7 protein-coding genes are annotated in these 12,400 nt (G+C 75.8%); all 7 read left to right on the forward strand.

The window, feature by feature from the left end:
• Positions 1 to 4,668 (forward strand): toxin glutamine deamidase domain-containing protein (locus SNE206_RS37730; RefSeq protein WP_407918110.1); only part of this gene is annotated, 4,668 nt, incomplete at its 5' end.
• Positions 4,669 to 4,690: 22 nt separating this feature from the next.
• Complete coding sequence (locus tag SNE206_RS37735; RefSeq protein ID WP_407918111.1) at positions 4,691 to 6,844, forward strand: SUKH-4 family immunity protein; 2,154 nt, start codon at positions 4,691 to 4,693, stop codon at positions 6,842 to 6,844.
• Positions 6,845 to 6,977: 133 nt separating this feature from the next.
• Positions 6,978 to 8,771 carry an ATP-binding protein gene (locus SNE206_RS37740; RefSeq protein ID WP_407918112.1) on the forward strand — a complete coding sequence of 598 codons (1,794 nt, stop codon included), beginning with the start codon at positions 6,978 to 6,980 and terminating at the stop codon, positions 8,769 to 8,771.
• A 292-nt stretch (positions 8,772 to 9,063) separates the two neighbouring features.
• Positions 9,064 to 9,867: an endonuclease I family protein gene (locus SNE206_RS37745; protein ID WP_407918113.1), complete on the forward strand. Its 804-nt coding sequence runs from the start codon at positions 9,064 to 9,066 to the stop codon at positions 9,865 to 9,867.
• A gap of 198 nt (positions 9,868 to 10,065) precedes the next feature.
• Positions 10,066 to 10,605 (forward strand): hypothetical protein, encoded by a 540-nt coding sequence (locus SNE206_RS37750; RefSeq protein WP_407918130.1) that lies wholly within the window; start codon positions 10,066 to 10,068, stop codon positions 10,603 to 10,605.
• 432 nt (positions 10,606 to 11,037) lie between these two features.
• Complete coding sequence (locus SNE206_RS37755; protein ID WP_407918114.1) at positions 11,038 to 11,397, forward strand: hypothetical protein; 360 nt, start codon at positions 11,038 to 11,040, stop codon at positions 11,395 to 11,397.
• Positions 11,398 to 11,604: 207 nt separating this feature from the next.
• Positions 11,605 to 12,318, forward strand: a complete 714-nt coding sequence (locus tag SNE206_RS37760) for a hypothetical protein (RefSeq protein ID WP_407918115.1) — start codon at positions 11,605 to 11,607, stop codon at positions 12,316 to 12,318.
• The last annotated feature ends 82 nt before the right edge of the window (positions 12,319 to 12,400 follow it).

Below are 12,400 nucleotides of genomic sequence, written 5' to 3' on the forward strand. Positions count from 1 at the left end.
GTCGAGTGGGTCCTGGAGATGCTCGGCTTCGACTGGCCGAAGGCGGACGAGGACAAGCTGCGTGAGTGCGCCCAGGTGTGGCGTGACTTCGCGGATCAGGTCGACGAGCTCAACTACCGTGCTCTGAGTGCCGCGAACAGTGTGCGGTCGGCGAACTCCGGTGACTCGATCGAGGCGTTCGGGACGGCCTTCGACAAGTTCTCGACGGGTGGGGACGGTTACCTCGCGGATGCGGCGACGGCTGCGCGGCTGATCGCGGCGGCGTTCGAGGCCGCTGCGGTGATCGTGGTGGTGTGCAAGATCGCGGTGATCACGCAGCTCGTGATCCTGGCCGCGGAGCTCATCGCGGCGCAGGCGGCGGCGCCGTTCACCTTCGGTCTGTCCGAGGTCGGCGCGCTGGGTGCGATGCAGGCGACGAAGATGATCGTGCGCCGGCTGCTGAAGGAGCTCCGGGACGCCCTGATCGAGGCGATCATGGAGACGCTGAAGGACCCGATCGTCTCCGCGGTGCAGGCCATGATCTCGGACCTCATCGCGCAGACCGTGAACCAGGGTTTCGGTGCGCAGGACGGCTACGACCTCGGCCGTACCGTCAAGACGGGCTGGGAGGAGGGCAAGGAGTCCGCGAAGAACTGGGACCAGACCTTCACCGAGTCCCTCCGCGACGGCCTCGGCTCCCGTGCCGGTGGCGCGGCACGGCACCACATCGACAACGCGGCCGGCCACGGCAGCGGCAGCGGCAGCGGCAGCGGCAGCGGCAGCGGCAGCGAGGGCGGGGGCACCGGGGATTCCGGGTCGGGCTCCTCCGGCGCGTCCGGCTCGGGTGACACGGGCGGCTCGTCGGGCTCCTCCGGCGCGTCCGGCTCGTCGGGTTCCGGCGGCGCGTCCGGCTCCGGCGGCGCAAGCGGCGCGGGCGGCTCCTCCGGCACCGGGGGTTCCTCGGGACCGTCCGGTTCCTCCGGGTCCGGCGGCGCGTCCGGCGGGTCCGACTCCGGTACCACGTCAGGCCCTTCGGGTTCCACCGGCAGCAGCGCGTCCGGCAGCGGACGGCCTGCCGGCGGGGACGCCTCGACCAACACCGACCACACGTCCCCGGGCGACCGCACCGCCTCCGGCGACACCGGCACCTCGGGCGGCCCGGGCACCTCGGGTGGCAGCGGCTCGTCCGACCGGTCCGGCTCGCAGGGGAGTCCCGGGCCGCAGGGCAGCTCCGGGGCGGACGGCCGCAGCGACAGTGCCACCCCGGCCCGGCTCGGCAACGACGGCCAGGACAGCCGCACCGCAGCACCCCTCGACCCGTTCGGCACACGACTGACCACCGATTCCACGCCTGCACCGACCGCACAGCACGCTCCGGCCGGTGGCGACGGCACGCCGCCCCCGTCCGCCTCGCACACCCCGTCCCCGGGATCCGACGCCGGTGCGCCCGCACACACCGGCACCGACGCGCGGCCGGCCCCCGCCTCCGACGGCCCCGCACCGGGCCGACCCGACGGCGCGGACACCCCCGCGCACCACGGTGACGGGCCGTCGGACCGCTCGGCGGCGGACCCGGCCCGGCCCGGCCCGGTGTCGGCGCACTCCGCGCCGGACCCGACACCCACCCAGGCGTCGTCCCACCACGAGGGCCCGCAGCACGGTGGCCCGCAGCACCATGGCGACGGGTCGTCGGCGTCGACGCACGGCACGGCCGACTCCCGTCCGGGCCCGGTCTCCTCGCACACCGCACCCGACTCGGCTCCTGCCCCCGCGCACGCGGGCGAGGCCCGGCCGTCGTACGGGCCCGTACGCGGGGACGAGGGCTCGTCCACTCCCCCGCACGGCGGTGCGGACCACGGTGGGCCGTCGTACGGGCCGGTCCGCGGCAACGACGCCCCGGCCCCCGCACACACGCCGGCCCCCGCGCACGACTCCGAGGGCGGCCCGGCCCGGCCGGGTTCGGACGTCCCCGCGCAGCAGGACCGCTCCGGTGCGGCGCCTGCCTCCGCTCCTGACCACCGCACACCGGGCTCCTCTCCGGAGCCGTCGCCCGGTGCGCAGCGCGGCGGGGACGACGGGCGGAGCGTGCCCACCGGTGGTGTCCCGCACGTCCCGTCCGCGGGTGTGCCGTCCTCCGGGCCGGAGCACACCCGCCCGTCCGCGTCCGACGGCGGCCCCCACCGGGTGACGGTCGAGACCGCGTCCACCGCCGTCGCGGACGCACCGCCGGCCCACGCGCCGACGCCGGGGCCGGACACCACGACCGGACAGCAGGGCCCGGCCGGGCAGAACACCGGTGTCCCCACCACGACCGGCCCGGTCACGACCGGACCTGTTCCGGCGGCCGGTGCACCCGCCTCCGGCACCCCGTCCGGCAGCGCTCCCCCGCGGCAGGGCGGGCCCGTGCCCGGCCAGGCCGGTGACGGACCGTCGTCCGGACGCCCGGCGGGCGTTCCGGGCCAGTCCACGAGCCGGCCCGACCACGGCGACCGCCCGTCCGGCCTCGGCCGGCAGCCGGGCACCGACCGGCCGGCGCCCGGCCCGCGTCCGGACACCAGTAGGCCGGGGGCCGACCGGCCGACGGCCGATGCCCCGGCCCGTACACCGGACACGGCGGACCGTCCCGACCGCGGTCCGGAAACCCGTCCCGGCGCCGGTCCGGACGACGCCACCACGAACGACCACCGCCCGGCCCCGGACGACCGCACCCCCCGGAACGACCACGGCACGGCGGACGACCACGCCACCCCGGACGACCACGGCACCACCCCCGACGACCGGCAGCGTGACCAGGACGGCCCGTCCGAGGACGTCCCCGCGCACGAGCGTCCGCTCTCCGACAGCCGCCCGTACGACGCGCCCGGCGGTCTGGCCCGGGTGGAGGAGCACCACCAGCAGGAGCTGGAGAGCCGGATCCCGAAGAACCCGGACGGCACCCCGCAGCGCCACCCCGACCCGGCCGGGGACTGGCCGGGCGCGGTCAACGGCGACGGGCACCGCACGCCCGGCCGTGACAACAACTGCCTCGACGTGGCGCTCTCCAGTGCCGACACCTACAGCGGCAACCCCACCGCCGCCGCCCCGCGCAGCGACGACGGCACCGGTGACGGCGAACACGGCGGACGCGACCGGGCGGAGCGTCAGCTCGGCGCACCCTTCGGGGATCTCGGCAACGGCGACCAGGCGTTCCACCGGCTGGAGGACACCCTCCGCCGCGAGGGCCACGGCTCGCAGGCCGTCATCGTCACCCAGGACGCCCACGGCCGCGCCCACGCCTGGAACGTGGTCAACCACAACGGGAAGATCACCTACCTCGACAACCAGACCGGCGCCCGCAGCGACAAGCCGCTCCACAACGGCGACCACGGCGTCTGGGCGATCCCGCTCGACGCCGACCGCCGCCCGATCCCGGACGACCGTGCCGCGGACGGCAGGCCGGCCGACGACCGTGCCGCGGACGACCGCCGCCCCGCCGACCCCGCAGGCAAGACGAAGGCCGCGGCGGACGACGGCTCGGACATGGACGTCGACGACGACGGCACGAACAGCGACAGCGACAACGAGAGCGACGGCGACGGCGACGGCGACGGCGACGGCGACGGCCACCAGAGCCTGGCGGACAAGCACGCCGACGACCCTGACCACCCGATCCACGAGGAGGCCCGGACCGAGCACGAGCGCCTCGCCGAGGCCGAGGGCGCGAAGGACAGTCTCTACGGTGTCGCCCCGGACGAGCGGCAGCAGGCGCTGCGCGACTCCAACCCGGTGCGCGGCGTCGACATGGACCCCGTCTACGACCGGCTCCACGGCTGGGCGGAGGACGGCAGCCTCGCCGACGTGCTCGACCGCGCGGCGGGTACCGACGGGCCGCGGCAGACGTTCCGCCGGCAGGACCTCGCCGACTCGCTGGACGGCTTCGCCGACATGCACCCCGGCGAGCAGGGCGCCGTCGTCGCGGCGCTGGGGCGGATGAGCCACGCCTTCCACGAGCAGCACGGCGTCGGCTCGAACCCGGAGCCGCACAGCCACCCGTACTCCCCCGCCCTGGACACGCCCGGGACCGGCCCGGGCGAGGCGGACACCGGGTCACGCGGCGCGGCCGACCACGGGTCGAGCAAGTCCGAGGTGGCCCTGAAGCAGTCCGAGGAGTACGTCGAGGTCAAGAAGGCGATCAAGGAGGCGTTCGAGCGGAAGAGCATCACCGCCGCGGCGAACGACGCCGGGCCGCACCGCCCCGACTTCAGCGGCCGCAACTACGCGGTGATGGAGGTCTACGACCCGCGGACCAACGAGATCAGCTTCGTGGTCGACAGTTCGGTGCCGCCCAGCTCCGCCCGCGCCGGCGTCACCCCGCTGCACTCGGAGACGCACATCGGCGGGTGGATGGAACGGATCGACAACACCCGCCCGGACGCCGACAAGTACGAGGTGCTCAGCCTCTACACCGAGCGCGAGCCCTGCGGGAAGGGTGCAGGACACGCCGACTGCTCGGGTTACCTCTCCGACGTGCACGACGGCGTGCCGATCCACTACGCCACCGGCTACCGCAAGGGCGAGGTCGTCGGCGTCACCGGCGAGGGCGGCACCAAGACGCCGCGCGACCTGATGAACGAGGACTTCGGCAACTACGTCGCCCAGGTCGGGGACACTTGGCGCGAGGTGTACGAGAGCCGCATGGACACCACGTGAGCACCACCGAGGGAGTGACCGCATGACCGGACGGGACGAGGCCGCCGTCGGGGCCGCCGTGCGCGGAGCGGCGGACTGGCTGCGCGACGGCGGGCCCGGCCGGCTGTACGTCTGCGGCGCGGCGGGCAGCGGCAAGTCGTCCGTCCTCGCCGCCCTGAAGGCGGAGTTCCCGGCGGCGGCCCTGGTCGACGCGGCCGGCCGCAGCGCCGACGCGGTCGTCCAGGAGATCGTCGACGAGACGGGGCTGCTGCGCAGGCTCGCCTACGGCGACCTGGGCGAGCTCGTCCGGGCCCTGCGCAAGGAGAAGCGTCCGCGGACGATCCTGCTCGCCAACACCCACCTCGCCGGGACGCTCGCCTCCGGCGGCGAGCCCGCGCTGCTCGGCCGGGTGGTGCGCGACCTGGCCGTCGCCACCGGCGAGGGGAAGCTGCGGCTGGTGGTCGAGCAGGCCGTGCCACCGGAGCTCCCCGACGCCGTGTCACCGGCGTTCGCGGCCCGCGTGGTCGGCCTGCCCGGCGGCGGCGCCGCGGACGAGCTGCGGGCGCTGGTGTCGGCCGCGCCGGCCGGGGCGGTGGACGCGCTGCGCGCGCTCGCCTGCGCCGAGCTGCGGCAGGTGCCGGTGGAGGGCTGGGCGGTGCTCTGCCGGGCGTCCTCCGGCGAGGACGTCCCCGCCGACCGGCTGTCCGCCTGGGCCGACGGACTCCCGTGGCTGGTGCACGAGGACGGCGAGGTGCGCTTCGCCTCGGCGGCCCTCGCCGGCGAGCTGCGCGCGTCCGTCACGGACCCCGCCGCGGTCCACGGGCGGGTCACCGACCTGCTGCTGGGCGGTGGCGCGACGGCGGAGTGGGCCGCCCGTTCGCTGCCGGGGCACGCGGCGGCGGCCGGCCGGTTCGACGACCTCCTCGCCGACGCCGGGGTGCTCGGCCGGGTGCCGCAGGACACCCTCGTCGAGGGCTTCCGGGCCTGCTACCGGGACGGCATCGTGCGCGGCACCCACGCCGCGGCACTGCACTTCCTCACCGGCTACGGGCTCGCCGGCGCCCCGCACGGCGAATGGATCGCCCACCTCGCCCACGACGCCTTCACCCGGGGGGAGTCCGAGCGGGCCCGGCAGCTCGCCGGCGCCTGCCCCGAACCCCTGCTGTTCCGCACGCTCTGGTCGCACTGGCGGCCCGCCGGGGACTACACCGTCGCCGGCCCGGTCCACCGCTCCGACGTCGAGTCGGTCACCGCCGCGGAGCACCTCGGCCGGCCGGCCGCCGTCACCGGGGACGAGGCCGGGGTCCGCCTCGTGCTCGACGCCGCCACCGGCGAACTCCTCGCCGGGCCGGTGCCGGCGGAGACCGACCTGCCCGGCCTCACCCCCGCGGAGGGCCGCCCGTCCGTCCGGCCCGCGTGGCACCGCACCGAGGTCCTCGACGCCGACGGCAAGCCGCTCGGCGTGTTCCACCATCCCGAGGCGTCGTACGCCGGAGCGGTCGACGGCCGGCTCGTCCTCGCCGACCGGCAGGGCGCGTACGCCGTCGAGCTGGACACCGCGCTGCTCCGCCCCGGCCCCAGGCACAAGCTCACCCCCGTGGTGGGCGGGCACGGCCGTATCCTGCCGCGTCCGTACGACCCACGGGCGGTCGCCGACCTGCGCGGGCTGCTGGAGGAGACGTTCGGCGCCGGGCACGTCCACCGTCTCCGGCCGGAGGAACTGCCCGCGGGCCTCGGTCACGCACCGACCCGGCGGCTGCTCACCGACGTCGGCGTGCCGTCCGTCGACCACCAGCCCGGCCTGCGGATCGCGCCCCTCACCGCCGACGGGCTCGCACCGCGCCCGTGGGAGTCCGTCCCGGGCGGCGAACGGCCGGGCCCCGGACCGTTCCTGCCGCTCGGCGAGTGGCTGGGCGCCGCCCTCCTGCTGGACGGCCCGACCGGGCGGGTCCTGCGGATGCTCCCGGCCGGATCCTCCGGGCACGCGCATCCGCGCGAGGCGCTCGCCGGCACCACCCTGGAGTCGTTCCTCACCATGGTCGCCCTCCAGGCCCGGTACCTGGCCGTCTACCGGACGGAGGGCCCGGACCACCGCGACGTCCTCGACGAGCTGCGGCTGTGGCTGGCCGGCGCGGACCCGGACGCCGCCGCCTCCGACGGCTGGCAGTACGTGACGGAGCCCGCCAACTGGCACTGACCCGGCCCGGAGGCCGGACCCCCACCGCACAGCACAGACCCCCACCGCACAGCACCGCACCGCACCGCACCAAACGACTTCGCACCGCACGACCTCGCACCGCACCGCGCACACCGGACCGGAGAACACCGACGTGACCGACCCGACCACGTACCAGCCCCACCCGTACATCGGCGGCCGGGCAGCCGCACTGCGGGCCCTGGCGGCCTGGCGGTCGGGCACCGGCGGCGCACCCCGGACCCTGCTGGTCACCGGCAGCGGCGGCAGCGGCAGATCACGGCTGGTCACCGGTTTCCTGATGCTCTGCGACCCGGAGTACCGCAAGCGGATCGACACGGCCGGCCTCGACCCGGCCACCGTCCCGCCGGACGGGCTGCCCGCCCCGCGCGTCTTCGACGCGACCGGGCTGACCGCTGATCAGCTCCTCTGGCTGGTCGCCGACGAACTCACCCCGGACGCCGCGCGCACCGAGGACGTCCACCGCCTGCTGGCCGCGCCCCGCGAGGAGCCCGCGGCCGTCGTCGTCGCCGGCTCCGACCGGGCCGGAGTGCTGCGGGCCCTCGACGAGCCCGCCCGGGTGGCCGCCGAGGTGCTGCTGCCGCTGGCGGCCGCGCCCGGGGTCCGGCTGCTCGCCGACGTGCCGCGCGCGCAGGCCCGCTGGCTCGCCGAACGGCTCCCGACCGCCGACCTGCTGGTCGTCGACCTCGACGCGCAGCCCTGGGCCGACCCGGCCGGTCTCCGCCTGCAGGCCGAACTCACCCTCACGGACCCCGCCGCGGCCGCACAGCTGGCCGGCACCGCGGACGGCCCCCTGACCGTACGGCTGGCCGCGTGGTCCGCACGGGCCGTGCCGGACGGCGGTGTGCCGCTGCCGCGCACCATCGGCGACGCCCTCGACCTGCACGCCGAGCGCTGCGGCACCGACGAGCTGACCCTGCGCCGGCTGCTGACCCCGCTCGCCCTGGCCGGACCCGGCGAACCGCTGCCGCTCGACCTGTGGGCCGCCCTCGCGTCCGCCGTCGCCGGCAGGGACCTCGGCCCGGCCCTCGCCGCCGGGCAGCACCTGCTGATGCCGTTCTTCGACCTCGTCGGCGACGACGAGCGGCCGGCCGTCCGGATCGCCCACCCCGCGGTCGCCGAGGAGCTGCGCGAGCGCATCGGCAGCACCGCCCGCGAGGCGCAGCGCCGGATCGCCACCGCCCTCGCCGCCGGTGTGCCCGGCGACGGCCCCGGCCGCTGGGCGCAGGCCCGGCCGTACGTCCGCGAGCAGCTCGCCGGCCACGCACTGGAGGGCGGCCTGCTCCCCGACCTGCTCGCCGACCCCGGGTTCCTGCTGCACGCCGGGCAGGTCGGCCTGCGCGCCGCCGTGGAGCACCTCGCCGCCGGCGGCGGGGAGCTGCCGCCGATCGCCCGTACCTGGCTCCGCCTGGCCCCGCTGTTCACCCGCCACGAGGCCGGCCCCGGCCTGCGGGCCGGGCTGCTGGACCACGCCTGCCACCAGGACGGCCTGCCCGCCCCCGACCTCGGCACCGACCTGCCCTGGCGCACCCTGTGGGCCCGCCCGCTGGCGGGCGTCACCGCGGTCACCGCCGCGACCGCGCCGGACGGCACCCCGCTGCTGGCCGCGTTCGTGCCCGACGGCGGGCCCGTCCTGCACACCTTCGACGCCCGCACCGGCGACCCGGTGCCGCTCGACCCCGAGCAGCTCGTGCGGCCTTCCGACGAGCAGCGCGCGGCGTGTCCGGTGCGGCTCGGCGTCGGCGGCGACTACCTGCGGATCTGGCCGCGCGAGGAGGGCCCGGCGATCGCCGCCTTCCTCTCCGCCGGCCCGCTCGGCGGCGCCGACGTCACGCCCGACGGCGTGCTGCTGCTCGCCGACGCCACCGGGGTCGCCGCCCTCCGGCCGGCGCTGCCCGCGGACGCCTGAGCGGCCCGCCCGCCGGGTCCGTCGGGCCGGGGTGATCTGCGGGACGCCTGCCGGGGCGTCAACCTGGTCCAGTCCTTTGAGAGTTGGCGATCTCCCGCGCCCGCACGGCGGCGACGGCCGAGGGCTCGCAGCGTATGCGAGAACGTCACAGAACGGCCTCCTCCTGGTTACACAGCAGGACCTCACGTCGTGTCATGCTCCCGCTTACCACTTAGTCAACACGCGTAGATCGCGGCGCCCCTGAGCAATCCGCCGCCGTCCGGCGCGTGTCGTCCCCGGGAAAGGCATCCCCATGCCCGTTGCGCAGATACGCAGGTGGAAGGTGTCGGCGGCGACCGTCGTCGCCGTCCTCCTCAGCCTCACCCTCCCGACGGTCGCCGCGACCCCCGCGAGCGCCACGACCACCGCGTACGACAGCACGTACTACAAGAACGCGATCGGCAAGAGCGGCACGAGCCTGAAGTCCGCGCTGCACACGATCATCAGCCCTCAGACCAAGATCTCGTACGACGCGGTCTGGAACGCCCTGAAGGCCACCGACCAGGACCCGAACAACACCGCCAACGTCATCCTGCTCTACAGCGGGGTCTCGCGCAGCAAGACCCTCAACGGCGGTGCCGTGGGCAACTGGAACCGCGAGCACGTGTGGGCCAAGTCCCACGGCAACTTCGGCGAGGCGACCGGCCCCGGCACCGACCTGCACCACCTGCGCCCCGCGGACGTGCAGGTCAACAGCACGCGCGGCAACCTGGACTTCGACAACGGCGGCAGCACGGTCAGCAACGGCGGCGGCAGCCTCGTCGACTCCGACTCGTTCGAGCCGCGCGACGCCGACAAGGGCGACGTGGCCCGCATGATCCTCTACATGGCGGTCCGCTACGACGGCGGCGACGGCTTCGCCGACCTGGAGCCCAACGAGAAGGTCAACAACGGCAGCAACCCGTACATCGGCAAGCTCGCCGTCCTCAAGCAGTGGAACGACGAGGACCCGCCGAGCGCCTTCGAGGAGAGGCGCAACCAGGTCATCTACGACACCTACCAGCACAACCGCAACCCGTTCATCGACCACCCGGAGTGGGTCGAGGCGATCTGGTAGACCGCACCACGGCACGGGCCGGGCTCCCCTCCACGGACGGGAGCCCGGCCCCGTCCCGCACCACCGCACGGCGGCCCCGGACATCCGCCCCGCACCGCGGCCCCGGCCACCGGCCCGGACAGCGGGAAACCCGCTGGGTGATCCCCGCCGCCGGGGCTACCGTACGGAGCGGACCGAGGAGGTGGGCCGGTGCGCCCCGTGCTGCTGGTGGATGTGGACGGACTGCTCAACCCGTACGCGGCGAAGCCGCACCGCCGACCCGCGGGCTACGGGACGCACCGGCTCCTGACGCCCCGGTGGGAGGCCGCCGAGCGGCGCCGGCTGACCACCTGGGGACTGCCCCTCAGGCAGATGAAGCCGCTGCGGGTCTGGCTCGACAAGGACCACGGCCGGGCCCTGGCCGCGCTCCCCTTCGACCTGGTCTGGGCGACCACCTGGGAGGAGGAGGCCAACGCCTTCGTGGCCCCGATCCTGGGACTGCCCGACCTGCCGTTCGTCCCGTGGCCCTCGCCCAGACCCCAGCCTCCCGGCGGCGTCTTCTGGAAGACGCCCGAGATCGTCGCCTGGGCGGCAGGCCGCGCGTTCGCCTGGGTGGACGACGACATCACCGACGCCGACCGCGCGTTCGTCGACACCCACCACGACGGCCCCGCGCTCCTGCACCGGATCGACCCGCGAGCCGGTCTGGCCGACCACGACTTCACCCTGCTGGCCGACTGGGCCGCAAGCCTGAACTGAGGGTGCGGCGACCATCACGGCGCTCCACCGGGTCGTACGGGCGCAGCGCGGACTGCCCGGCTCCCCGCCCGACCTGCGGAGCCGTACCGGCGACGCCGCGGAGACCGACCGGCACGCGCCCGGCCCGACCGCCCCGGGAGACGGCTCGCCGGACGGACCGTCAGACTGTAGGCCATGAGGACCTCCACGACCGTGCCGCGCGGCGCGGTCCACGACACACCGGCCGCCCGGCGGCGGGCACGGCCACGCGCACGGCCACGCACACGGCCACGCGTTCGGACGGTGCGGGTGACCGCCGCCGCCCGCTAGCCACCGGCCGCCGTCCGCCGTCCTCGATCTGCCGGGAACCCCCGTGCAGCGCCCGGCACCCGCCACGCCCGCCCAGCCCAGCCCCACCCGCCAAGCCCAGCCCGCCCAGCCCAGGAGACGCCGATGACCCTGCCGACGCCCGCCGACACCTGCCCCCTGCACGGCATTCCCGACAACTGCGGCGAAGCCGTCGCCCTCTACCTGGCCAAGGCCGCCGAACAGCGTCCGGCCGAGCAACCGCGGACCATCGTCGTCCAGCAGACCTCCGCCGCACCGGTTTTCGTCCGGCCGGTCGACGCGCGGGTGGAGGAGGCCCGTGCCGCCAACCAGGCGTCACTGCGCAGCGCCGCCTGGGTCGTCGGGGGAATCCTCGCGCTGATCGTCGCCCTGACCGCCGTGAAGCTCCTCGGCTGGATCAACCTGAGCATCCCGGGCGGCAACCAGCCGCAGCCCGCAGTCACCGTGACCGTGACGCCGCACTGACCGGACGGAGGCGGACCCGGGCACCTCACCCGGGCACCTCACCGGGGCACCGGGCGGCCACCGCACTGCCGCCCGCTCCGCCCCGCCGAGCTCCCGGCCCCGGGCCCCGTACCTTCTGACCACGGATCAACTACGTGTTCCGGAACCACTGGTGGGGTATGCATGACCGACGGACGTGACGACTGCGCGCGAAGGGGAACGAACGGGATGGAGACACCTGACCGCCGCACGGCCGAGGAGCAGGGAACACCACCGCGCACCGCCGGGCCCACGGGCCGGGCCGCGGTGTACGCGACGCGTGCCGCCGCCCTGATCGCAGGCGTCGCGGCGATCGTCGCCGGCGTCCTGCACGGGGTGGACCAGCACACCCGGGCCACGGCCCACCTGCACGCGCGGCCCTGCGCCGCCACCGCCGGGGCGACCGCCGGCGAGTGCCTCGGCCAGGAGGCCGGCACCGTCACGAAGAAGTACTCCGGCGAGGGGCAGGGGCCCGACCGGCTCGTCGTCACCCGCGCCTCGGGCCGGCCCGCGTCCTACGTCGTCGACATCGGGGTCTACAACACCGTCTCCCTGGGGGAGACCGTCGAGCTGACGACCTGGCACGACAGCATCACCACCATCTCGGCCGACGGCAGATCCAGCCCGGTCAGCCAACTGGGCATGCTCGCCGTGCTGTCGACGGCCCTCCTCCTCGGTCTCGGCCTGTTCGCCGTGGAGTACGCCGTCCTGATTCCCCGCACGAAGAACCGCCGGGTCCTGCCCGCCGCCGGCCTCGGACTCACCCTGTGCGCGGCGCTGGGCACATGGACCGCCCTCGACACCACCAGCTGGTGGGTGTTCGGAGCCGACGTCGCCCTCTGCCTCGGCGGAGCCGCCGCCGCGGCCGTGTACCTGCGGAGAGCGGTCCGGCCCGCGCCCTGACGGCAGGACGCCCCGCCCGTTGCTCCGGTCCGGCTTCGCGACCCCGGACGGACGAGCAGGCGGCGCCTCTGCGGGCGAACCA

The sequence above is a fragment of the Kitasatospora sp. NE20-6 genome, from assembly GCF_045862635.1.

What these genes read in the sequence shown, in the direction of transcription:
- SNE206_RS37735 (WP_407918111.1), top strand. Translation starts at nt 4,691, where the DNA reads ATGACCGGACGGGACGAGGCCGCCGTCGGGGCCGCCGTGCGCGGAGCG.
- SNE206_RS37745 (WP_407918113.1), top strand. Translation starts at nt 9,064, where the DNA reads ATGCCCGTTGCGCAGATACGCAGGTGGAAGGTGTCGGCGGCGACCGTC.
- SNE206_RS37755 (WP_407918114.1), top strand. Translation starts at nt 11,038, where the DNA reads ATGACCCTGCCGACGCCCGCCGACACCTGCCCCCTGCACGGCATTCCC.
- SNE206_RS37760 (WP_407918115.1), top strand. Translation starts at nt 11,605, where the DNA reads ATGGAGACACCTGACCGCCGCACGGCCGAGGAGCAGGGAACACCACCG.